This is a genomic window from Bacillus sp. TE9106W, assembly GCF_054062215.1.
Window position 1 is genome coordinate 127,721 of sequence record NZ_JBSSFA010000001.1, and the last position, 19,945, is coordinate 147,665.

General features: G+C 34.8%; 31 protein-coding genes. 9 read left to right on the forward strand and 22 right to left on the reverse strand.

The genetic code is table 11. The features are described from left to right. Nucleotides 1-287 precede the first annotated feature (287 nt). The 5 genes from ACVWY7_RS00750 (at nucleotide 288) to ACVWY7_RS00770 (ending at nucleotide 2,936) form a co-directional block, all read left to right on the forward strand. Complete coding sequence (locus tag ACVWY7_RS00750) at nucleotides 288-1,265, forward strand: LacI family DNA-binding transcriptional regulator (RefSeq protein WP_144507662.1); 978 nt, start codon at nucleotides 288-290, stop codon at nucleotides 1,263-1,265. A 96-nt stretch (nucleotides 1,266-1,361) separates the two neighbouring features. Continuing rightward, nucleotides 1,362-1,943 carry a TetR/AcrR family transcriptional regulator gene (locus tag ACVWY7_RS00755; protein ID WP_003305469.1) on the forward strand — a complete coding sequence of 194 codons (582 nt, stop codon included), beginning with the start codon at nucleotides 1,362-1,364 and terminating at the stop codon, nucleotides 1,941-1,943. A 71-nt stretch (nucleotides 1,944-2,014) separates the two neighbouring features. Beyond that, complete coding sequence (locus ACVWY7_RS00760) at nucleotides 2,015-2,347, forward strand: DMT family transporter (protein WP_000312339.1); 333 nt, start codon at nucleotides 2,015-2,017, stop codon at nucleotides 2,345-2,347. 1 nt (nucleotide 2,348) lies between these two features. Next, nucleotides 2,349-2,663 carry a DMT family transporter gene (locus ACVWY7_RS00765; protein ID WP_000312621.1) on the forward strand — a complete coding sequence of 105 codons (315 nt, stop codon included), beginning with the start codon at nucleotides 2,349-2,351 and terminating at the stop codon, nucleotides 2,661-2,663. Between the two features lie 15 nt (nucleotides 2,664-2,678). Then, on the forward strand, nucleotides 2,679-2,936 hold the full coding sequence (locus tag ACVWY7_RS00770) for a DUF3975 family protein (RefSeq protein WP_144507664.1): 258 nt from the start codon (nucleotides 2,679-2,681) through the stop codon (nucleotides 2,934-2,936). A 16-nt stretch (nucleotides 2,937-2,952) separates the two neighbouring features. Here ACVWY7_RS00770 and ACVWY7_RS00775 read toward each other — a convergent pair whose 3' ends face one another. The 12 genes from ACVWY7_RS00775 to gcvT form a co-directional block, all read right to left on the reverse strand. Next, nucleotides 2,953-3,141, reverse strand: a complete 189-nt coding sequence (locus ACVWY7_RS00775; protein ID WP_073525023.1) for a hypothetical protein — start codon at nucleotides 3,139-3,141, stop codon at nucleotides 2,953-2,955. A gap of 248 nt (nucleotides 3,142-3,389) precedes the next feature. After that, nucleotides 3,390-4,016, reverse strand: a complete 627-nt coding sequence (locus tag ACVWY7_RS00780) for an ABC-2 transporter permease (protein ID WP_139242326.1) — start codon at nucleotides 4,014-4,016, stop codon at nucleotides 3,390-3,392. Further along, nucleotides 4,000-4,623, reverse strand: a complete 624-nt coding sequence (locus ACVWY7_RS00785; RefSeq protein ID WP_073525026.1) for an ABC-2 transporter permease — start codon at nucleotides 4,621-4,623, stop codon at nucleotides 4,000-4,002. Before ACVWY7_RS00785 ends, ACVWY7_RS00780 begins: the two co-directional genes overlap by 17 nt. A gap of 69 nt (nucleotides 4,624-4,692) precedes the next feature. Next, the gene (locus ACVWY7_RS00790; protein WP_001186580.1) at nucleotides 4,693-5,325 is read right to left on the reverse strand and encodes an ABC-2 transporter permease; all 633 of its coding nucleotides are present in this window, start codon (nucleotides 5,323-5,325) and stop codon (nucleotides 4,693-4,695) included. Between the two features lie 14 nt (nucleotides 5,326-5,339). Then, entirely contained in the window at nucleotides 5,340-6,008 is a 669-nt protein-coding gene (locus ACVWY7_RS00795; RefSeq protein ID WP_073525028.1) for an ABC-2 transporter permease, read from the reverse strand. Continuing rightward, complete coding sequence (locus tag ACVWY7_RS00800) at nucleotides 5,989-6,861, reverse strand: ABC transporter ATP-binding protein (protein WP_456523624.1); 873 nt, start codon at nucleotides 6,859-6,861, stop codon at nucleotides 5,989-5,991. The genes ACVWY7_RS00795 and ACVWY7_RS00800 overlap by 20 nt, the downstream gene beginning before the upstream one ends. 3 nt (nucleotides 6,862-6,864) lie before the next feature. Then, entirely contained in the window at nucleotides 6,865-7,239 is a 375-nt protein-coding gene (locus tag ACVWY7_RS00805) for a GntR family transcriptional regulator (RefSeq protein WP_048531120.1), read from the reverse strand. 118 nt (nucleotides 7,240-7,357) lie between these two features. After that, the gene (locus ACVWY7_RS00810; protein ID WP_000535935.1) at nucleotides 7,358-7,549 is read right to left on the reverse strand and encodes a hypothetical protein; all 192 of its coding nucleotides are present in this window, start codon (nucleotides 7,547-7,549) and stop codon (nucleotides 7,358-7,360) included. A 70-nt stretch (nucleotides 7,550-7,619) separates the two neighbouring features. Continuing rightward, nucleotides 7,620-7,823 carry a DUF3929 family protein gene (locus ACVWY7_RS00815; RefSeq protein ID WP_000262495.1) on the reverse strand — a complete coding sequence of 68 codons (204 nt, stop codon included), beginning with the start codon at nucleotides 7,821-7,823 and terminating at the stop codon, nucleotides 7,620-7,622. Nucleotides 7,824-8,104: 281 nt separating this feature from the next. Next, nucleotides 8,105-9,580, reverse strand: a complete 1,476-nt coding sequence (gene gcvPB / locus ACVWY7_RS00820) for an aminomethyl-transferring glycine dehydrogenase subunit 2 (protein WP_000795700.1) — start codon at nucleotides 9,578-9,580, stop codon at nucleotides 8,105-8,107. Continuing rightward, a complete protein-coding gene (gcvPA, locus tag ACVWY7_RS00825) occupies nucleotides 9,577-10,920 on the reverse strand; it encodes an aminomethyl-transferring glycine dehydrogenase subunit 1 (protein WP_000903233.1) in 1,344 nt (447 codons plus the stop codon). The genes gcvPB and gcvPA overlap by 4 nt, the downstream gene beginning before the upstream one ends. Nucleotides 10,921-10,940: 20 nt before the next feature. Next, nucleotides 10,941-12,041: a glycine cleavage system aminomethyltransferase GcvT gene (gene gcvT / locus ACVWY7_RS00830; RefSeq protein ID WP_000631771.1), complete on the reverse strand. Its 1,101-nt coding sequence runs from the start codon at nucleotides 12,039-12,041 to the stop codon at nucleotides 10,941-10,943. Between the two features lie 392 nt (nucleotides 12,042-12,433). Between gcvT and ACVWY7_RS00835 the strand changes: the two genes are divergently transcribed. Both ACVWY7_RS00835 and ACVWY7_RS00840 read left to right on the forward strand, forming a co-directional pair. Further along, nucleotides 12,434-14,116 (forward strand): DEAD/DEAH box helicase, encoded by a 1,683-nt coding sequence (locus tag ACVWY7_RS00835; protein ID WP_073525030.1) that lies wholly within the window; start codon nucleotides 12,434-12,436, stop codon nucleotides 14,114-14,116. Beyond that, nucleotides 14,103-14,897: a YqhG family protein gene (locus tag ACVWY7_RS00840; RefSeq protein ID WP_001183960.1), complete on the forward strand. Its 795-nt coding sequence runs from the start codon at nucleotides 14,103-14,105 to the stop codon at nucleotides 14,895-14,897. The genes ACVWY7_RS00835 and ACVWY7_RS00840 overlap by 14 nt, the downstream gene beginning before the upstream one ends. A 35-nt stretch (nucleotides 14,898-14,932) precedes the next feature. On the opposite strand, the gene ACVWY7_RS00845 is transcribed toward ACVWY7_RS00840, so the two are convergent. Further along, a complete protein-coding gene (locus ACVWY7_RS00845) occupies nucleotides 14,933-15,064 on the reverse strand; it encodes a hypothetical protein (RefSeq protein ID WP_000064669.1) in 132 nt (43 codons plus the stop codon). A 96-nt stretch (nucleotides 15,065-15,160) separates the two neighbouring features. Next, entirely contained in the window at nucleotides 15,161-15,388 is a 228-nt protein-coding gene (locus ACVWY7_RS00850) for a hypothetical protein (protein WP_000032702.1), read from the reverse strand. Nucleotides 15,389-15,461: 73 nt separating this feature from the next. Here ACVWY7_RS00850 and ACVWY7_RS00855 point away from each other — a divergent pair, with 73 nt between their 5' ends. Both ACVWY7_RS00855 and ACVWY7_RS00860 read left to right on the forward strand, forming a co-directional pair. Beyond that, nucleotides 15,462-15,578 carry a hypothetical protein gene (locus ACVWY7_RS00855; protein ID WP_001987222.1) on the forward strand — a complete coding sequence of 39 codons (117 nt, stop codon included), beginning with the start codon at nucleotides 15,462-15,464 and terminating at the stop codon, nucleotides 15,576-15,578. 129 nt (nucleotides 15,579-15,707) lie between these two features. Further along, complete coding sequence (locus ACVWY7_RS00860; RefSeq protein ID WP_001073109.1) at nucleotides 15,708-16,340, forward strand: VC0807 family protein; 633 nt, start codon at nucleotides 15,708-15,710, stop codon at nucleotides 16,338-16,340. A 67-nt stretch (nucleotides 16,341-16,407) separates the two neighbouring features. On the opposite strand, the gene ACVWY7_RS00865 is transcribed toward ACVWY7_RS00860, so the two are convergent. The 8 genes from ACVWY7_RS00865 to comGC form a co-directional block, all read right to left on the reverse strand. Then, complete coding sequence (locus tag ACVWY7_RS00865) at nucleotides 16,408-16,608, reverse strand: YqzE family protein (protein WP_000106081.1); 201 nt, start codon at nucleotides 16,606-16,608, stop codon at nucleotides 16,408-16,410. Between the two features lie 38 nt (nucleotides 16,609-16,646). After that, entirely contained in the window at nucleotides 16,647-17,144 is a 498-nt protein-coding gene (aroK, locus tag ACVWY7_RS00870; RefSeq protein ID WP_000836631.1) for a shikimate kinase AroK, read from the reverse strand. 120 nt (nucleotides 17,145-17,264) lie between these two features. Further along, entirely contained in the window at nucleotides 17,265-17,915 is a 651-nt protein-coding gene (locus tag ACVWY7_RS00875) for a 2OG-Fe(II) oxygenase (RefSeq protein ID WP_000183880.1), read from the reverse strand. Nucleotides 17,916-18,090: 175 nt separating this feature from the next. Further along, nucleotides 18,091-18,462: a competence type IV pilus minor pilin ComGG gene (gene comGG, locus ACVWY7_RS00880; protein WP_001231191.1), complete on the reverse strand. Its 372-nt coding sequence runs from the start codon at nucleotides 18,460-18,462 to the stop codon at nucleotides 18,091-18,093. After that, a complete protein-coding gene (gene comGF, locus ACVWY7_RS00885; RefSeq protein WP_000923094.1) occupies nucleotides 18,459-18,929 on the reverse strand; it encodes a competence type IV pilus minor pilin ComGF in 471 nt (156 codons plus the stop codon). Before comGF ends, comGG begins: the two co-directional genes overlap by 4 nt. Beyond that, nucleotides 18,899-19,201 (reverse strand): competence type IV pilus minor pilin ComGE, encoded by a 303-nt coding sequence (comGE, locus tag ACVWY7_RS00890; protein WP_139242328.1) that lies wholly within the window; start codon nucleotides 19,199-19,201, stop codon nucleotides 18,899-18,901. The genes comGF and comGE overlap by 31 nt, the downstream gene beginning before the upstream one ends. Beyond that, nucleotides 19,194-19,649 (reverse strand): comG operon protein ComGD, encoded by a 456-nt coding sequence (comGD, locus tag ACVWY7_RS00895; protein WP_000810395.1) that lies wholly within the window; start codon nucleotides 19,647-19,649, stop codon nucleotides 19,194-19,196. The genes comGE and comGD overlap by 8 nt, the downstream gene beginning before the upstream one ends. Continuing rightward, nucleotides 19,646-19,945: a comG operon protein ComGC gene (gene comGC, locus ACVWY7_RS00900; RefSeq protein ID WP_001178696.1), complete on the reverse strand. Its 300-nt coding sequence runs from the start codon at nucleotides 19,943-19,945 to the stop codon at nucleotides 19,646-19,648. The genes comGD and comGC overlap by 4 nt, the downstream gene beginning before the upstream one ends.

Below are 19,945 nucleotides of genomic sequence, written 5' to 3' on the forward strand. Positions count from 1 at the left end.
TTCCGCCCTTTCATACCGCTATCTTTATGAACCAAGTGTTTATATGCTATTCATATTCGCCTCATTAACAAACTCCCCCTTTGAAAACTTTCCACGTTATTCTCACACATTTTGACAAAACTTCTTTTATAAACGCAAAAAAGACCCCTATCATTCTCACGCCCAAATAAAAAGGTTACGCGAATAACAGAAGTCATAGTTATAACATAGTTTGTGAAAAGCTTTTCAGGTCAAGATTTTTTCTTTCTTATTATTTTCCCTTTATAATAAGGAGAGAGGTGATACATATGGCCAATATAAAACAAATTGCAAAAACCGCTGGTGTATCCATATCAACTGTTTCTCGTGTCCTGAATAATCACCCTTACGTAAAAGAAGAAAAACGTAAGCGCGTTCTAGATGCTGTTGAAGAATTGAACTATGCCAAAAATATAAATGCTATTCATTTAATAAAGGGAAAAACATATACGATCGGTGTTATGCTTCCTTTCATTAACCTTCCATACTTCAGTACCATTATTGAAGGAATCGGTAACGAAGCGTTAGCAGCTGGCTATCACATTAATTTATGTCAAACGAATTACGATAGTATTGAAGAAATTCGTGTTCTGGAAATGATGAAAATGAAACAATTCGACGGGATGATTATTTGCTCTCGAACGAGTTCATGGGAACAAATTGAACCTTTCGCAAAATTTGCTCCTATTATTTCATGCGAAAAGATGAACCACCCTCTCATTTCATCCGTCTACGTAGATCATTATGAAGGATTCCGTCTTGGCACCGCCTATTTACTCAAGAAAGGCCATGAAAAAATCGGAATTTGTTTAGCAAGAAAAACGAGTGCAAATTCTATGGAGCGGGAAAAGGCGTTTGCTGATACACTTCGTAAGGAGGGCAAAACGTTACATCCCGAATGGATTTTTCATCAATGCTATACAATGCAAGACGGTGCACAATTACTCCATCGTATTGTAAACATGAAAAATCGTCCAACCGCTATTTTTACAGCGAACGATCAAGTTGCAGCAGGTTTATTAACAGAGGCTCGAAAACAAGGTCTTCGAGTACCCGAAGACCTTGCTATCCTCGGATTTGATAATCATGAAATTTCAAAGGCGTTAGAAATTTCAACAATTGAACATCCCGGTCTCTCAATGGGCTCACATGCGTTTTCTTTATTCCATAAACAAATGCAAAGTGAGCAAATTAGCGGGAACGCAAAAGAGCTTTCATTCCATTTAATTGAGCGAGATACTGTCTAAAAGGAGCGTTACCTATAGCGCTCTTTTTCAGCTCTTTACCTATTGACTTTATATTTTTACTCGCATATAATGAACCTAACGAACGGTAGGTAGGGGATGAAAATGACAGCAAACCGCATTAAAGCTGTAGCACTTTCTCATTTCGCACGCTACGGCTACGAAGGAACTTCATTAGCAAATATTGCTCAAGAAGTTGGGATTAAAAAACCATCGATTTACGCACACTTTAAAGGAAAAGAAGAGCTATATTTTATATGCTTAGAATCCGCTCTTCAAAAAGATTTACAAAGCTTCACAGACGATATCGAAAATTTTTCAAATGCGTCTACTGAAGAATTGCTCTTACAGTTACTAAAGGGCTACGCAAAACGATTTGGTGAAAGTGAAGAATCAATGTTTTGGTTACGAACTTCTTATTTTCCACCTGATGCATTTCGCGAACAAATTATTGAAAAAGCAAATGCACACATTGAAAACGTTGGAAAACTTTTATTCCCTATATTTAAACAGGCAAACGAGAAAAGTGAACTGCATAACATTGAAGTAAAAGACGCTCTAGAAGCTTTCCTATGCTTACTAGACGGACTTATGGTTGAGCTACTATTCGCAGGTTTAAATCGCTTTGAGACTCGTTTAAACGCCTCTTGGCAAGTATTTTGGCGAGGTCTTTCAAACTGACGGATTGCTCCTTTGCAATGCGTCGTTTTTAAGCCCTTTACCTAACGACTGGTAGGAAGGAGAAATGACATATGGCATGGATTTATGTAATCATAGCTGGTATTATTGAAATCTTTTGGGTCATTGGACTTAAAAAAGCGGAGGCACCACTTGAATGGGCTGGCGTTGCGTTATTAATTACAATTAGTTTCGTTTTATTATTTAGAGCTTATAAAGATTTACCTGTGGGCACTGTATACGCAGTCTTTACAGGAATTGGAGCTGGTGGGATCGTTCTGACAGAGATTTTCATCTTCGGGGAACCTTTCTCTATTGTAAAGGTTTTACTAATCGGCTTAATCTTCTTCGGCGTAATTGGTTTAAAACGAGTAACAGAAGAAAAAGAAGCGAAGGAGGCCGCATAAAATGGCTTGGGTATTTTTAATTCTAGCTGGTATTTGTGAAATTATTGGTGTACTCTTTATGAAAGTAGCCACTGAAAAGAAAGGCTGGGCACCAAAAGTTATTTTAATCGCTAACTTCGGCGTAAGCTTCTTCTTCTTATCTCTTGCGATGGACACATTACCGATGGGAACTGCTTACGCGATTTGGACTGGAATTGGAACTGCCGGAAGCGCACTTCTAGGCATCCTTATTTTCCGCGAATCAGCGGATTGGCGTCGTCTTGCCTTCTTAAGCTGCATTCTATGCGGCGCTGTTGGCTTAAAACTATTAAGCTAACGTGAGGTGAATGTCATGTGGAAAGAAAAAGGGAAGCAAATATTAGCATGGATTACGCTTGGTATCGTCATTCTATTACAAATCAGTTTTCATATACTAGAATGTTTGTTTCATAAAGTATTATCCATTCTCACATTCCTTCCTAACATGACACTTGAAATGATATCAATCGTTTGGTCCATCATTGCCTCCATTTCAATCGTCATTATATGGAGTATCGCCAAGCTGTGGAATAAGTTATTTAAAAAGGACAGTACTTCTGAAAAAGAGTAACTGTCCTTTTTTATATTCATTCAGGCTTTCTGTAGAAGTTTGATGTGATAAGACAAAGAAGACCAACTATGACAATACTTATACCAATCCCTTTATGCAAATTAGGAAATGGTGATAGGATATCTGAATAGAAATTTGCTAATATGAGACCGATTGAAACGAAAAGTACCCCTATTCTATATAACCATTTTCTTTTGTTCATCATTCTCCCCTCCTAAAATTTTTCATACACTCCTTTCTTTTGGACATACTACCTAAAAAAGGAGTGAATAATATGCAAAATTCTATACATAAGCAAATCCTATTTTTATTTTTCCTCTTTCTTATTCTCGTTATCGTTTTCAGCTTTATATTACATACTCCAAAAGATGTTGTACCGAGTAACCTCTCTGTTTATAAACTTTTACTTTCCTATTGTCGTTATTGAAGAAGGTGCCTTTTATAGGGCACCTTTTAAAATTCTCTCTTCTCATACAATTTCACTGAAACGAAGACAGATGCTATGAACATACATATTGAACCAATGAATAACAAGCTACTATATAATTGAATTTGTTCCAAGTTGATTTGAAACAAAGCTTCTAAAACAACTAGCGGTGCCATGAATATTACTATCGTAATAAAAATAGTTTTCTTATACCCTAACCAAAAGGATATTGGTAGAACAAAGCTTAAATACGCTAAAATAAAGCTAATACTAGCAACCATTGTCGTTTCAATAAATTCAAATAGGTTAACCCCATTCTTCATTCCCATCGTAAAACAACCGACCGTTACGCTTATAAAAAGAATAATAATGGCTACTATATATTTCGCATACACAATTTGTTTTTTTAATATTGGTAAACTATTTACTATGACTTCACTCTCATTTTTACTATCTGCTTCAAATGTTTTTACTGTTGCTCCAATTGTAATAATTACGGACATAATTATGAACAGATTTTCCGTATCTGTTAAGGCCATATAAAAGAAAACAGGATACAGTATGTACCAAATTAAAAATTTCCATTGAATGATGAAGTCTTTTAAAATTAATTGTTTCAACGCTATTTTCCTCCTCTCACAGATCACGTTCATTGTACAAATGAATTGAGAAAAACATGGACATAACATACAAAAGAATGAGTCCAGCTATAAAACAAACATTTACGACTAGACTCGTGCTCCAAGTATTCTCTACATCTAACCACACGTTACTGACAATCAGACCACTTAAATACCCCAATGCAAGTCCGGCGAACGGAGCAATTTGTTTGGCACTGCTATATCCTACTGAGAATTCAATCGGAAGTACGATCATAGTATAAACCAACCCTCCCGTTATTCCGCCAAGAATCGCTGCCCATAACATAAATACAGTAGTATTTTCATTTTGTAATTGGATTAAGCTAACAATAAAAGGTAAGGTTCCACCTAAAGCAACTAAAATACTTGCAAATATGTATTTTGCTATGACAATTTCTTTACGCTGAAGCGGTAAACTATTTACTAGCGTTTCACTTTTATTTTTATTCTCATAATTCATTGACAGCATCATTCCAAGAACAGGTATAAATATACTAAATGTCATCAGAAAACTATCACTGCGAAAATCAACAATAGCGAGAAAAAACAAACATATAAGATAAGTAAATCCCAACTTTCTTTGTAACATCATGTCTTTTAAAACTAGTTGCTTAATCATATATTACACCTCACTAAACTCATTCCTTAACATCAATTATTCATTTTTATATAAGGCCAGTCATAAGTATTAAAGCTCTCTCTTTTTAAAACTCACAATAGCTATAAACATTGAAGCTAAATAACTTACACACGCGCCTATACTCAAAATACTAATAACTAATAGCATATCTGAAGTTCGAAAAATCATTAACATAAGCCTTTCATCCGTAAATATATTGCACATAAATCCTAGTAAACCTATTATAGGAAAAAGCATAACTAATCCCAGCATAGTAACCGTTCGCTTATCCTCACTATATTTTATGGGAAGTATCATAACAGCATACAGAACAGAAAAGAAAATAGCTATAAATGCTGCATACCAAGGAATATTTATATTTTCTTTTAATACAAATACAGGGAGTATAAAGAATACGAATGTAATGATTAAGCTGAATGCCATAAAAAATAGTGTCGATATGTATTTCGCAATGACAATATCTTTTCTAGTAAAAGGTAGACTTACTAATATTTTTTCCGTACTATTTTTCTCTTCATTTGATAAAGAGATTGAAATCATCAAAAGACATATAGCAAAACAAACATACGCCATTTGAAATGGTTCTATAGAGTTTTGGAATGCTCCGTATATTGGTAAGATCAAATAGATAAGAAACATTTTTCTTTGTAAGAAAAACTCCTTCAAAATCAATTGCTGCATGGTAATTCCCCTCTCTATAAATCACGCGCTCCATAAATTTTAATTGTAAGAAACATAGAAGCAATATAGACACTAGCTAATATAATTCCTCCAATTATAAATACACCAATATGCACTGGATTCATAATCCACTCAATGAATGAAGGTGTTGTTTCATCTAATCCATCTCCTATGAATATCCAAGCCATTCCACCAACTGCCATTGATGCTCCTGACACTATACTTCGTGCTATCTTTGACCTTGTAACATAATAACTAGGAAAGAATATTACAACAAAAAACATGGCATAAACAGCTCCCTTTATTACTTCATGCCACGAAATCTCAATATACAGATTAGGGTGGTATGTACCAATATCACCGATAAAAGCGATACCTCTTATAAGAAAAACAATCAACATAGTAGAGATCATGCTACCTACAATAAATATTGCACAGGAAATATATCTAGCAATAATGATATCCTTTCGACTTACTGGTAAACTATTTATAATAATGTCACTTTTATTTCTTTCATCCATAAAGATTAACGTCATAACGGAGGAAAGGGTTATAAATAGACAACTCATAGGAAACAGCATTCCCTCACCTGGTTCAAATAAAAAGAATATAAAGGGTATAATAAGATACACTGGCCATATCCCCCGAAAAAAGAAAAAATCTTTATATACGAGCTGACGCATAGGCACTTCTCCCTTTCGCGGTGTAAACGATAATATCATCTAATGTAGGCTTTTCTAGTACAACCTCATTTCCAAACCAGTCGATAATTGTTTGTTTATCCTTCGCTAAACCTTCAAAACCAAACTTATTTTTTCGTAATCCAACAAATAGTTCTTTTCCTTCTCGGTCTAATAAATCATTACTTCCTTTTACGATTACGTAGTTCTCCATTAAGTCTTCTTTTTCACCAGTAAATATAATCTCTCCATCATTGATGAACGTAACATAATCTGCGATGCGCTCTAAATCTGTTGTAATGTGCGTTGAGAATAAAACAGATACTTCATCTTCCATTACAATTTCTTGCAACATATCAAGTAATTCACTTCGAACAACTGGATCTAATCCTGCTGTTGGTTCATCCATGATGATAAACTCTGCGTGGTGCGAGAGCGCGATGGCAATCGCAAATTTCATTTTCATCCCTTTTGATAGTTCTTTAATTTTTTTATACTTCGGAACTTGCAATCTATACATATACGATTGATACTGCTCTTCATCCCACTTTTTATATAACGGTGCAATAATACGTTTCATTTGTTCACACGTTAAATCTTCGTAATAATGGTTTTCATCATATACAAATCCGATATTTTGTTTTATTTCCTTTTCGGCTTTCTTATTGTCCTTACCAAAAATTTTTATTTCGCCGCTATCTTTTTTAATTAAATTCATAATCATTTTGATTGTCGTACTTTTCCCGGCCCCATTCGGTCCGACAAATCCCATAATATATCCGCGTGGTAACGTAAAACTTATATTTTTCACTGCAAAATCTTCATAACTTTTACAAACGTTTTTTAGCTCTAACATCCTTTATTCCCCCTCATATAAACACGCTATCATCTGCTGTAAATCTTCAAGTGAAAGCTGCAACGCTTTACTTTCATTTACAATCTCTTCCGCTTTACTTTCCAATAGACGAATTCGCTGTTCTTTTAGTAGTTCATTATTTTTACGAGAAACATAAGTCCCCTTCCCAGCAACAGTTTCTATATATCCTTCTTTTTCAAGCTCCTCGTACGCACGCTTCGTAGTAATGACACTAATTTGTAATTCTTTCGCTAAGCTACGAATAGACGGTAATTGGTCTCCACCCTTTAAACCACCATTTAAAATAAGCTGGCTTAATTGTTTTCTTATTTGTACATAAATAGGGTCTTGGGAAGAATTCGAAATAATAATATTCATGTTTTCCTCCATCGTGTGTATATACTGTATATACCTTATATATACAGTATATACACACGACCCTATTTTTGGCAAGAAAAAAAGACCAACATTTTCCTGTTGGTCTTTCGTATATGTATCACTTTTCAAAGCGATCTAACATCTCATCTCTCATTCCGAAACTCACTACCGCAATTCCTACATACATAAATAGAAGGAATGCCGGATGAACCGTGTTGTACCAAGTGCTATCAACAATTAAATAAATCGTTAATGCCACAACAAGAACAAACGCTAAGATAAACATATAAAAGTGTCTTGTACTACCCATGATAAACTCCTCTCTTCTCACTTCACCATTCAACAGTATATTTTATCGAATAATTCGATATGACTCAAGGTTAACTTTCTGTTATGTAATCAAGTTCCACCTTTACAATGTCCTCACATGCTATTGAAATGATCGTTCCTTGCTTATCAATTGCCGTCACTTCTCTATTATCCATTACACGATGCGCTACTCTTTCTAGTACTTTTCCTTGATCTCGGTAACAAAATTCTTTTACATCTTTAATTGTTTCTCCATTTTCTAAATGGTATACCATCCTATAACATCGATATCCCACACTTTCACCCCCGTCTTGCTCGTTTTTTCACATATACATAAAAATGAGTAATCTTTGCCTCATCACATCTTCTTAATTTCAATAAAATTCTAACAAAAATAAATACTTTTATCAAACCGACTTTTTCAACAAAACTACCTATAAAACTACACCTTTACACCATTAGGAAACAAAAAATATAATTTTTTAACATTTTCTTCACTATTTCTCCATACAAAAAAAGAACCGGCATATAGCGAGTTCTTCTTTTATTATTCTAATCAAACTTGTACAGGAGCTGGCTTTGCATAACGTAAAACTGGTTTACGTGCAGCCATCGTTTCATCTAAACGTTTAATGACTGTTGTATGCGGTGCTTCTTGTACAACTTCTGGATTTTCTTCTACTTCTTTAGCAATTTGAATCATCTTATCAATGAAACCGTCTAAAGTTTCTTTTGATTCTGTTTCTGTCGGCTCAATCATAATACATTCTTCCACATTTAACGGGAAGTAAATTGTTGGTGGATGGTAACCGAAATCAAGCAGGCGTTTTGCGATATCTAATGTACGTACACCAAGTTTCTTTTGACGACGACCTGATAATACAAACTCATGCTTACAATGTCTATCGAATGGAAGATCATAGAATGGTGCTAATCTTCTCATCATATAGTTCGCATTTAATACCGCATACTCCGTTACTGCACGTAGTCCATCTGGACCCATAGAACGAATGTATGTGTATGCACGAACGTTAATTCCGAAGTTACCATAGAATGGTTTTACGCGCCCAATTGCTTTTGGACGATCATAGTTAAAGTGATAGCCATTTTCCGTTTTCTCTAAAATTGGTTTTGGTAAGTACGGAATTAAATCAGCTTTCACACCTACTGGACCAGAACCTGGGCCACCGCCGCCGTGAGGACCTGTAAATGTTTTATGAAGGTTTAAATGCACAACGTCAAATCCCATATCTCCTGGGCGCGCTTGGCTTAATACTGCATTTAAGTTTGCACCATCATAGTATAATTTACCGCCTGCATTATGGACGATTTCTGCCATTTCTAAAATATTTTCTTCAAATAAACCTAATGTATTAGGATTTGTTAACATAAGTGCTGCTGTTTCTTCATTTACAACACGTTTTAAATCTTCTAAGTCAACAAGACCATGTTCATTTGATTTTACTGTAATTGTTTCAAAACCAGCTACAGTTGCAGATGCTGGATTCGTTCCGTGAGCAGAGTCAGGAACAATTACTTTCGTACGGTTAAAGTCACCATTTGCTTCATGGTATGCACGAATTAACATTAAGCCTGTCCATTCTCCGTGTGCACCAGCTGCTGGTTGTAATGTAACGGTATCCATACCTGTAATTTCAATTAAATGCTCTTGTAAATCGTACATTAATTCCATTGCACCTTGTACTGTCTTCTCATCTTGCAACGGATGAATATTTGCAAATCCTGCGAAACGAGCTACACTCTCATTAATTTTCGGATTATATTTCATCGTACAAGATCCAAGTGGATAGAACCCAGAATCAACGCCATGGTTACGGTTTGAAAGTGCTGTATAGTGGCGCATAATGTCAAGTTCAGATACTTCTGGTAGCTCTGCATCTTCTACTCGAATATAATCGCTCTCAAACACATCTTCTAGTTTCACTTCTTCTACATCTAATTTTGGTAAGCTATATCCTATGCGTCCTTCTTTACTCACTTCAAAGATAAGTGCTTGGTCTTGATTCTTCATTGGATAGCCCCCATTTCGTTTACAAGTGTGTCAATTTCCTCTTTTGTACGAAGCTCAGTTACTGCTACAAGCATATGGTTCTCATGCTCTTTATAATCACGGCCTAGATCGTAACCGCCGATAATATTCTTTTGTAATAATACATCGTTTACTTCTTTCACTGGACGCTTGCAATCTACAACGAACTCATTGAAGAATGGACCAGCAAATGTTACAGTGAAGCCTTTCGCTTCAAATTGACGTTTTGCATATTGTGCTTTAGAAATATTTTGACGTGCCATTTCTTTCACACCTTGTTTACCAAGTGCCGTCATTGCAACAGAGGCTGCTAATGCATTTAACGCTTGGTTTGAACAAATGTTAGATGTCGCTTTATCACGACGAATATGCTGTTCACGTGCTTGTAACGTTAATACAAACCCACGTTTCCCATCTGAATCTACAGTTTGTCCAACAAGACGTCCTGGAATTTTACGCATAAATGCTTTCGTTGTTGCAAAGTAACCACAGTGTGGTCCACCAAACTGCGTTGGAATACCAAATGGTTGTGCATCACCGATTACAATATCAGCACCAAATTTTCCTGGTGGTGTTAATGCGCCTAATGATAATGGATTTGAAGAAACGATAAATAATGATTTTTGTTGATGAACGATTTTTTCAATATCAGCTAATTTTTCAACTTGTCCGAAGAAGTTTGGATATTGAACGATTACACAAGCAACTGTATCATCTACTTCACTTTGTAATACATCTAAATCTGTTACACCATCTTTATGATTAATTTCAACAACTTCAAGATGTTGACCTTTTGCATATGTTTCAAGTACTGCTCTTGATTCCGGGTGCACTGCACTAGATACAAGAATTTTCTTTTTACGAGTATGGCCAGCCGCTAGCATTGCCGCTTCAGCTAAAGCTGTACCTCCGTCGTACATAGAAGAGTTTGCTACATCCATTCCTGTTAATTCACAAATCATCGTTTGGAATTCAAAGATTGCTTGTAATTCCCCTTGTGAAATTTCTGGTTGATATGGCGTGTAAGCTGTATAAAATTCTGAGCGAGAGATAACATGATCTACAATTACTGGAGCATAATGATCGTATACGCCTGCTCCTAAGAAAGAAGCGTATTCTTTTAAGTTCGCATTTTTACTAGCCATTTGAGATAACTCTTTTAAAAGCTCTGGCTCTGATTTTGCTTCTTTAATTTTTAAATCCCCTTTAAAACGAACACTCTCTGGAATATCAGAGAATAACTCATCGATCGTTTGAACGCCGATCGTTTGTAACATTTCTTTTTTGTCTTCTTCTGTCATTGGAAGATAACGATGCAACATGAAATCTACCCCTCTCCCCGTTACTTTGAACGTTTATAAAATGGTGTTGGAACAACTACTGCTTTGACGCGTTTATTACGAATTTCAATTTCTACTTCTGTATCAACTGCTGCGTATTTTACATCAATTAGTGCTAAACCAATGCTTTTCTTTAACGTTGGAGATTGTGTACCACTCGTTACTTCCCCGATTTTTTCTTCTCCGATAAATACAGGGTAATGCGTACGAGGAATTCCACGTTCAATTACTTCTATGCCGACTAATTTACGAGGTGCACCGTTTTCTTTTTGCTCTTTTAACGTTGCTTTTCCAAAGAAGTCTGCTTCTTTATTTGGTTTTACCGCAAAGCCAATTCCAGCTTCAATCGGTGTAATATCTTTTGATAATTCTTGACCGTAAAGTGGTAATGTTGCTTCGAAGCGAAGTGTATCACGAGCACCTAAGCCACATGGTTTTAAGCCTTCTTCTGCTCCAACTTCAAGAAGTTTCTCCCAAAGTTTTGCAGCATCCTCACTCTTACAGTAAATTTCAAATCCATCTTCACCTGTGTAACCTGTACGAGATACAAGTGCTGGAATTCCATCTACAAGAATATCGTTTTTAAATTTAAAGAACTTAATTTCTTTTAAATCTTCTGACACAACTTTTTGTAAAATGCCTTCTGCTTTTGGTCCTTGAATTGCAAGCTGTGCAACTTCGCTAGAAACATTGACTACTGTCGCATCGCCAATTACATGGCTAGCTAACCATTCGTAATCTTTCTCGATATTTGATGCGTTGATAACTAATAAATAGTCTTCTTCACCACGTTTGTAGATTAATAAATCATCTACTGTACCACCATTTTCGTAGCACATTGCTGTATATTGTGCGCCTCCTACCTTTAAGGTAGATACGTCATTTGTAACAACACGTTGTAAAAATGCTAAACTATCTACACCTTTTACCTCAACTTCTCCCATATGAGACACATCGAACAAACCCGCCGCTGTACGTACAGCTTCATGTTCTTCTTTAATGCTTGAAAATTGAACTGGTAACTCCCAACCACCGAAGTCGATTGTTTTCCCACCATACTTCGCGTATACATCAAATAACGGTGTACGTTGTAATGTAATCATGATCTCTCCCCCTTATGCTCTGACAAATCAATAAAAGTTGTTACTCATTTCTAAACATTTTCATTCTAAAAAGATAGGATATACGGAATCTCATTATATTTTTTTATGAAAGCGTAAATAAAAAATCACTTTCTTGGATAAAATACGAAAGATTCCACACATTTCACACCATTATCCTAACATTATTCGCTATATTTCATCAATATTCTAGCATAAAAAATAATTTAGAATTTTTCATGCTTAATCTTATTACATACAGTTTTTAAGATTTAGTCCTTTATCTTTGCTTATTCTTTAACTTTCAGTAAGTGTAATAGCGCCCTATTACAAGGCTTATATAGTAAAGATTTTTTCATATATTACTTTAATTTATAAAAGGTGGGAGAGTCGTAATGAATGTCGATATTTCCATAGATCGAACGTGGCAAAACAATTTTTTAAATAGAATTGACGAAGATGGTCCTTGGACAAACTGGGATTTATATCATTTAGCTTATGAAACAGAAAAATCATTACTTGTTCCTACTTTTGATGGATTACAAGCACCGAAACATTTATCCCATTTCACACCACTTCCTCATCAATTAGAAGTCGCTCAGAATGTCATTGAACAAATGAATGGTAAAGCGATTCTAGCAGATGAAGTGGGACTTGGGAAAACAATTGAAGCTGGACTTATTTTAAAAGAATATATGGTCCGCGGCCTTGTGAAAAAAGTACTTATACTCGTCCCAGCCTCTCTCGTATCACAATGGGCATACGAATTAAATACAAAGTTTTTCATTCCAGCTGTAGCCCAAAAGAAAAGCTATTCATGGGAACAAGCCGATGTGATTGTATCATCGATTGATACTGCAAAACGTTCACCACATCGTGATATCGTTTTGAACTTAGAATATGACCTTATTATTATCGATGAAGCACATAAACTTAAAAATAATAAAACAAAAAACTATGAATTTGCACAGCGTTTAAAAAAGAAATTTTGTTTATTATTAACCGCTACTCCTGTTCAAAATAAGATTGATGAAATTTTCAACCTTGTTTCTTTATTAAAACCAGGACATTTAGGCAATCAATCCAACTTTGAAGAATATTACGCTTCAAAAAATCGTTCTGCCGAATCTGATGAAGATTTAAAAGCTCTTATTAATAAAGTGATGGTCCGAAATCGACGGCATAATACCGGAATTGATTGGCCAAAGAGACATGTACGTACAATTTTTGTTGAGTTTAATGAGCAAGAACAAGCTCTATATAATGATATCGAAAATTGGCGAGGTCAAGACGCCTTCACATCCGCTTTCTCATCGTTAACTTTAAAACGAGAAGCGTGTAGTAGTCGCGAGGCTGTGTACTATTCATTAAAAAAACATGTAGAAAAAAGGCAGAAAGAAAATGAGCATTACGTAAAAGATCCGCATATCGATATACTAATGGACAAAATTAATCATATTCCTTTCAATTCAAAAGCGACTAAAGCTCTTGAGCTTATAAAAGAAATTGACGATAAAGTCGTCATCTTTACAGAATATCGAGCGTCACAAATGTACTTACAATGGTTTTTACAACAACACGGTATTTCTTCCGTTCCATTCCGCGGCGGGTTTAAACGCGGGAAGAAAGATTGGATGAAAGAACTTTTCCAAAACCACGCACAAGTATTAATTGCAACTGAAGCTGGTGGTGAAGGGATTAACTTACAGTTTTGTAGCCATATGATCAATTATGATTTGCCATGGAATCCAATGCGTCTGGAACAAAGAATCGGACGTATTCACCGTCTTGGTCAAAAGAATGATGTTCATATTTATAACTTAGCTACAAAACACACTGTGGAAGAACATATTTTGAAACTGTTATATGAAAAAATCAATTTATTTGAGCGTGTTATCGGTGAACTTGATGAAATTTTAACGAGAATTAATATGAAAAATATCGATGCACACATTCAAGAAATATTTGCGCAATCAAAAAGCGAAGGAGAAATCCGAATTAAGATGGAAAACCTAACATCTATTATTGACTTTGCGAAACGAAACGAAGCTGAGGTGCAAGGCTATGCAGCAACATGAAATTCATAATTACTTATACAATTTTTTTGAGGCGAATAACTGTGAAATTTTAGAGCGTTCTCCTCACTTATTAGACGTACAATTAACAATTGAGATGGATAAATTATTAATGAACCGTCCTTTTTATTGGCACTATCTTGAGAAAACAGGAGGCGTACCGAATCCGATGCGCCTTACTCTTATTACAGATCCAGAAAATGAAGAAAATGATGGCGAGCTTATTCACTACGGTTCACCGCGTCTACATCAAATTTTCCAGACAACAAAAGAACTAGGATCTTACATACGTTTATATGAGGACGTACGGCATAATGGAGCAACACATACCCCACTCCACCCGTGGCTCGGTATAAATATAAAAGTTTCCTACCAATGTGATCGAAAAAAAGACATTCTTCACTCCATTGGTATTCATCTCATTTCTGGAACAATGATGGCAAACTTTCATGAAACATTAACTAAAATTAAGCTTACACCAAAAATACCTGACTTTTGTTTTACGCTCTCACCTATCATTAAACCTCAAAGTGGTTTACAACGCATAGAGGATGCTTTAAAAAATATAATTGCAGAAGATGACCATACGTGGGCGAAAGAAGCAAGAGTACGCTGGAATCACGATTTAGATCTTTTAAATCGTTTTTATGAAGAAAGTGATGAACTTCCCGAAAGCTATGAAATTGAAAAGCAAGCACTGCAAGAACAATATGAACCCCGTATTACAGTGCAAATTATTAACGGTGGACTCTTTTATGTTACCGCGAATCATTTTCTATCGTAAAAAGCCCCTTCTATTTTAGAAGGAGCTTTTTTGAGTTATCCTCTATCGCCATTACGCTCTTGTTGTTTTTGCTTTGCCATGCGTTTTTGATACGCACGATCCTTTGCACTCACATGATTAGCATCAGTTGGAAGATTTTCTTTTGAACGACCAATTCCATTGCTCATCTTTTCCCCTCCTTTTACACACTTTAAAATACATCCTTATTTTCAGCTAGAAGCACCATCCTTATGCAAAAAAATAAGAGCAGCCATCGGCTACTCTTACTCACTCACATATTTTTGAAACATATCATGGATGCCTTTATTTACTAGGTTCGAGATCTGTTCGTCAGATTTATTCGGATAACGATCACGCAATCTGATAGATGCCTTCACCATTAAATTTTCTAATACAGAACGGCCACCTTCTCCATAAATAATTTCAGCATATTTAACAAGCCTTCCATCCTCTACTGTTGCTGGATTATGATTGAAGAAAAATTTACTCATTGTCTCCACCTCTCTCTTTTGATAACGTTTACATTTATATAGATTATTTATGTTATTTATTTCACAATATTGTATGCATGTATATTTAATTAGTTTCATTATAAAGCAACATATCGATAGTAAATATGTGATTTTCCGTCCATTTTGTGAACAAATTAAAAATGAAAGCGTTTCCTTTATTATATACTAAAAAAACTTACTACGCTAGGGGCAATTTTTTTCAATCTACTAATCATATACTTTTTCTTTTTTCACTAAACCTTATACAATTTTCAGAAATTATATTATAAAATATATGTATGACTTAAGGAGGCTCTGTATGAATCAAAATAAAAAAGCTATATTAGATCTTGTCTTTTATCTCGTAATTCCATTCCTCATTTGGAAATTTGCAAAACCTTATATCGATCCTTATTACGCGATGTTACTTTCCTCTGTTCCGGGGATTATTTATACACTGTATACCTTTAAAAAAGAAAAACAGTTTAACGTAACAGGGTTCTTTATTTTAATTACACTCATTTCTAATACGACAGTAGATTTATTATCTGGATCAGCTGAACGAATGTTGTGGAACGATGCATATTATCACATCGTACTCGGCATTATCGTTATATGTACAATTTTTATAAAAAAACCACTTATGTTATATTTCGCAGCAGATATTGCAGCACTGCAAGGGCATGACCGTGATAAAAGTCGTGAACTGTATCGTGATAGTCGTATCTATCCAGCACTACAATATTTAACACTATTTTTCGGGCTTCAATTCATATTAAAAAGCTTCTTAAAAATTTATTTCATCTCTGTTTTCGGTGTAGATGGCTATGGTGAAATGAGAGCAATTATGACCGCTGTTGGGTGGGGCATTTCCATTTGTATCGGAATAGGATTTGTATGGGTGAACAATAAAATACATGCCGTTACAGAAGAAAAAGAGTCTATGCAGTAAATGAAAATCCCCTAGTAGTATGATGCTACTAGGGGATTTTCATTTTGCTACACATATTACGAAAGAATTAACTTGATTTTTTTCTTTTATTTTTTACGTTTCGATAAAACAAAGCAGCACTTAGCGGCATAACACCAAACCACTTATTCATAAATGGCTCTTTTTCAGCACGGCGTTGTTCTTTCTTTTGTTTACGATCTTCTTTAGGAGCATCCATATACGACACAAACTGTTGTGTCACAAAGCGAACATAATCATTAGTAGACATATTATCATCACCTCTACTTGATTAGTATGTCCACTTTTTTATTCATTAATCTTTTCTTTTAATTCATTCATAATTTGCTTTACAGACTTATTCGTCGTATCAATATGAATATGAGCCTCTTCATAATAAGCTCGGCGCGATTCAAATTTCGTTACAAATGCATCTATATCTTTCTTCTGAAATAGTGGACGTGTCGTATCTTCACGAAGCCTCTCTGCAATTACATGTGGATCGCAATATAAATACACGACAATTCCATTTTCTTTCATCCACTTTCGGTTTTCCTCTCGCTCAATGATTCCGCCGCCAGTTGTAATAATTGCATTACGAACGGGTAATGAACGTAACATCTCACTTTCATATTCTCGAAAAGCCATTTCACCTTCTTCGGCAAAAATATCAAGAATTGCCTTCTCTTGCTTCTCTTCAATTTTTTGATCTGTATCTACAACATCCATATGAAGTTCTTTGCTTAACGCTTTTCCAATTGTTGTTTTCCCAGCTCCCATATAACCGGTTATGTATATAGATTTCATGTTCTTTCCTCTCAATCGTCATGTATTACTTGTTATTATAACGAAAGATGCTCCTTTATTTAATAAAAAAACGTTTTGTTCTCCTTATGCATTGAAGAACAAAACGTCACATACACACTTTTACTTATAAGTACCTCTTCTCACCCACTGCGTTGCAATCCATTTCTCGCCTTTCGTTACAGGTGCCCCTCCGTGTAACGTAAGCTCGTTTAATGATTGGTCTTGATAGAAATACTCAAAGTATACTGCCATTCCCTTTCTAGGGTGCACAGAAAGATTTAATTTCGGAAAGAACGTTTCTCCGCCTTCTTCGACATCATTTAAGTACATAACAAGCGTACTAATACGATTATTAGCAGCGGATCTACTATGTTCCGCAAAATAATCATAGTGCGCTTTATATTGTTGATCCACTTCATAATTTAAAATGTGTAAGCCTTCTCCATGCGACGCAGGAACATTCATGATAGATGAAATTCGTTTTTCAATCTTCTCCGTAAGTTCATTATCGTCCAAAAATGCACCACTACTCGTTCGAATATCATTTACATCACGTGATGAACCAACTTTTGAACGTGCCAATTTATTTTTAGACAATTCAATTAATTCATCGCACTCTTCATCACTTAATACATTTCCTAACACGACAATAAGAGGTTCTTCGAATTTTGAAATAATTTGTATTTCTCTATCTTCTGTCATAATTACATTTCCTTTATGATCAAAAATAGTTTGTTCCTTATTTTCACCTATTTGATTATTGTTTGTCATTTCCCTATTCTCCCTAAAAATAATGATTGGATAGCATGAATATATCATATTCTTTCTACCTTTCTCTTTTTTGAGAAAATTTAAACTTTTAATTGTTTTATTTATCCATTTTCTTTCAAAAAACAGCCTATTTCCAAATGAGAAATCATGGTTTTTTATCCGTATATTTCACATACTATCCTTCTATCCAATCGAATATTTTCTCATCCTTTTTTCTATATCGAAAGCTTACTTTATAGAAAACTTCCTGCTTGATTTTACACTGTAATGAAACGAGAATAACATCGTTTTCAAAAACGTAATTTCCACTTGCTTCCCCCTTTTCATATGGAAAGAAAAAAGTATCTTCCTTTTCTTTTTCCTTTAAGTCTTTTTTTATATTTGTAATAGATCGATTTAGTAGTTCCTCCAGTACAAACTTTTGCTCTATTTCAGTATAAAATTTTTTATCTATAAGCAACATATTCGTTTCGTATACAAAGAACGAAGTTAATAATACCAGAAAAATGATTGTTCCTGGCATCGTAAATCCATCTTGTTTTCTCATATATTTATTTCCATTTCGCTATACCTTATAGCTACACCTTCATATATTATCCCGCTCCTATCTTTCACATTTATAAAGAGCAAATGAGGCGTTACTTCATACGAAACTCTTTCAACATTTTGTAATATAACTTCTCTTCCACGCATGTTCACTTTTCTTATAAGATGATTATTCAATTTTTCATACGTCACTTCATCTCCAGTGCGAAGACGGAAGCGCAACATACTCTCTCTATTTTCAGGAACTATTTTTTCTACAAATGATACTTCACGAAACTCTAATTGTACTTGCCCTAAAAACACATCCCACTCCCAATCATTTAATCCTTTCAATTGTTTATTTTCCATTCCGATAAAATGTAAACGTGGGAAGAGTACAAAGAACAGTGATAACAGAAAAAAACAAACGATCATTTCTATTAATGTAAACCCAGCTTCTAATTTATTTTTTCTCCTGCATAAAAGCATTGTTCCATCATTCTGCCTTTCACATCTTTCCACATGACGCAAACTTCATTTCCTCCCCAATATGTGTAATATACATTTCCGTTTATGACTTTTTCTTTCTGCTGTTTTGCCTCATTCTCATACATATATAAAGCTGCTTCTTTTTTTAATAATACAAATGCCTTATAACGAAGTTGTATGTTTTTTCGTTCTTGCATAACCAATACTATTTGTGGAAGTAGTAAAGATACCACCATCATTAATGTACTTAATGCTACAATCATTTCAGCCATCACTGACCCTTTTTGACATTTCACGATACGTAAATCTCCCTCTTCCAAGCTGGAATACAATCTCATATTTATAACTTCGATACGAAAGTAAAATCGTGCCACCTCTATTAATATTTCCACTCGGATTATATGTCATCGGATTTGGAAAAGTATTCAAATCCAATTGTATATCGCTATCATATTCTCTTTTAATGATAGAAAGATCCGTACTCGATTCCCCTATATAATACATATGTCTATCTTTATGCCATCGTAATGTATAGTGTTTTTGACGGTTTATCGCTAATTGTTGCATATACAAAATATCATTTGAAAACTGTCTTAAAAATTGTTCGATTTTTTGTTTTTCATATAATGAATGTACATTAAAATACGTGACCATACTTAGTACAGAAATTGCAAATAAAACGAGTAGCATTTCTAAAAGTGTAAAACCTTTTTGCTTCACAGTTTCCCACTTGTTACTGTTCCATCATTGGAAATATGAATAGATTCACCATTCGGACACTTATCAGCTGTAATATATTTTTCATCACTTAACTCTTTTAGTGTAGGAATTTTATTATGTTGTAGTTGGTATACTTGTACTTGCGCTTCTATAGATTTCACATAGGCTTTACATCCTTTTCCTTCGACGGATGAACGCTGCGTAACTACATTAGGAATAATTAATAGTAATAATACAGTTATGACGACCATAACTAATAACATTTCTAAAAGGGTAAACCCTTCCTCATTCTGCAT

Excerpts from the sequence above, each read along its gene's own strand:
- ACVWY7_RS00810 (WP_000535935.1), bottom strand. The coding sequence starts at position 7,549 with ATGGGTAGTACAAGACACTTTTATATGTTTATCTTAGCGTTTGTTCTT.
- gcvPA (WP_000903233.1), bottom strand. The coding sequence starts at position 10,920 with ATGTTGCATCGTTATCTTCCAATGACAGAAGAAGACAAAAAAGAAATG.
- ACVWY7_RS00800 (WP_456523624.1), bottom strand. The coding sequence starts at position 6,861 with ATGTTAGAGCTAAAAAACGTTTGTAAAAGTTATGAAGATTTTGCAGTG.
- ACVWY7_RS00765 (WP_000312621.1), top strand. The coding sequence starts at position 2,349 with ATGGCTTGGGTATTTTTAATTCTAGCTGGTATTTGTGAAATTATTGGT.
- ACVWY7_RS00850 (WP_000032702.1), bottom strand. The coding sequence starts at position 15,388 with ATGAGTAAATTTTTCTTCAATCATAATCCAGCAACAGTAGAGGATGGA.
- ACVWY7_RS00855 (WP_001987222.1), top strand. The coding sequence starts at position 15,462 with ATGCATGTATATTTAATTAGTTTCATTATAAAGCAACATATCGATAGT.
- ACVWY7_RS00865 (WP_000106081.1), bottom strand. The coding sequence starts at position 16,608 with ATGTCTACTAATGATTATGTTCGCTTTGTGACACAACAGTTTGTGTCG.
- comGE (WP_139242328.1), bottom strand. The coding sequence starts at position 19,201 with ATGGCTGAAATGATTGTAGCATTAAGTACATTAATGATGGTGGTATCT.
- ACVWY7_RS00755 (WP_003305469.1), top strand. The coding sequence starts at position 1,362 with ATGAAAATGACAGCAAACCGCATTAAAGCTGTAGCACTTTCTCATTTC.
- ACVWY7_RS00790 (WP_001186580.1), bottom strand. The coding sequence starts at position 5,325 with ATGCAGCAATTGATTTTGAAGGAGTTTTTCTTACAAAGAAAAATGTTT.
- comGC (WP_001178696.1), bottom strand. The coding sequence starts at position 19,945 with ATGCAGAATGAGGAAGGGTTTACCCTTTTAGAAATGTTATTAGTTATG.
- ACVWY7_RS00775 (WP_073525023.1), bottom strand. The coding sequence starts at position 3,141 with ATGATGAACAAAAGAAAATGGTTATATAGAATAGGGGTACTTTTCGTT.
- gcvT (WP_000631771.1), bottom strand. The coding sequence starts at position 12,041 with ATGATTACATTACAACGTACACCGTTATTTGATGTATACGCGAAGTAT.
- comGG (WP_001231191.1), bottom strand. The coding sequence starts at position 18,462 with ATGAGAAAACAAGATGGATTTACGATGCCAGGAACAATCATTTTTCTG.
- aroK (WP_000836631.1), bottom strand. The coding sequence starts at position 17,144 with ATGAAATCTATATACATAACCGGTTATATGGGAGCTGGGAAAACAACA.
- ACVWY7_RS00845 (WP_000064669.1), bottom strand. The coding sequence starts at position 15,064 with ATGAGCAATGGAATTGGTCGTTCAAAAGAAAATCTTCCAACTGATGCT.
- ACVWY7_RS00875 (WP_000183880.1), bottom strand. The coding sequence starts at position 17,915 with ATGACAAACAATAATCAAATAGGTGAAAATAAGGAACAAACTATTTTT.
- gcvPB (WP_000795700.1), bottom strand. The coding sequence starts at position 9,580 with ATGAAGAATCAAGACCAAGCACTTATCTTTGAAGTGAGTAAAGAAGGA.
- ACVWY7_RS00835 (WP_073525030.1), top strand. The coding sequence starts at position 12,434 with ATGAATGTCGATATTTCCATAGATCGAACGTGGCAAAACAATTTTTTA.
- ACVWY7_RS00750 (WP_144507662.1), top strand. The coding sequence starts at position 288 with ATGGCCAATATAAAACAAATTGCAAAAACCGCTGGTGTATCCATATCA.
- ACVWY7_RS00785 (WP_073525026.1), bottom strand. The coding sequence starts at position 4,623 with ATGATTAAGCAACTAGTTTTAAAAGACATGATGTTACAAAGAAAGTTG.
- ACVWY7_RS00860 (WP_001073109.1), top strand. The coding sequence starts at position 15,708 with ATGAATCAAAATAAAAAAGCTATATTAGATCTTGTCTTTTATCTCGTA.
- ACVWY7_RS00760 (WP_000312339.1), top strand. The coding sequence starts at position 2,015 with ATGGCATGGATTTATGTAATCATAGCTGGTATTATTGAAATCTTTTGG.
- ACVWY7_RS00780 (WP_139242326.1), bottom strand. The coding sequence starts at position 4,016 with ATGAACGTGATCTGTGAGAGGAGGAAAATAGCGTTGAAACAATTAATT.
- comGF (WP_000923094.1), bottom strand. The coding sequence starts at position 18,929 with ATGCTTTTATGCAGGAGAAAAAATAAATTAGAAGCTGGGTTTACATTA.
- ACVWY7_RS00770 (WP_144507664.1), top strand. The coding sequence starts at position 2,679 with ATGTGGAAAGAAAAAGGGAAGCAAATATTAGCATGGATTACGCTTGGT.
- ACVWY7_RS00795 (WP_073525028.1), bottom strand. The coding sequence starts at position 6,008 with ATGCGTCAGCTCGTATATAAAGATTTTTTCTTTTTTCGGGGGATATGG.
- ACVWY7_RS00815 (WP_000262495.1), bottom strand. The coding sequence starts at position 7,823 with ATGGTATACCATTTAGAAAATGGAGAAACAATTAAAGATGTAAAAGAA.
- ACVWY7_RS00840 (WP_001183960.1), top strand. The coding sequence starts at position 14,103 with ATGCAGCAACATGAAATTCATAATTACTTATACAATTTTTTTGAGGCG.
- ACVWY7_RS00805 (WP_048531120.1), bottom strand. The coding sequence starts at position 7,239 with ATGAATATTATTATTTCGAATTCTTCCCAAGACCCTATTTATGTACAA.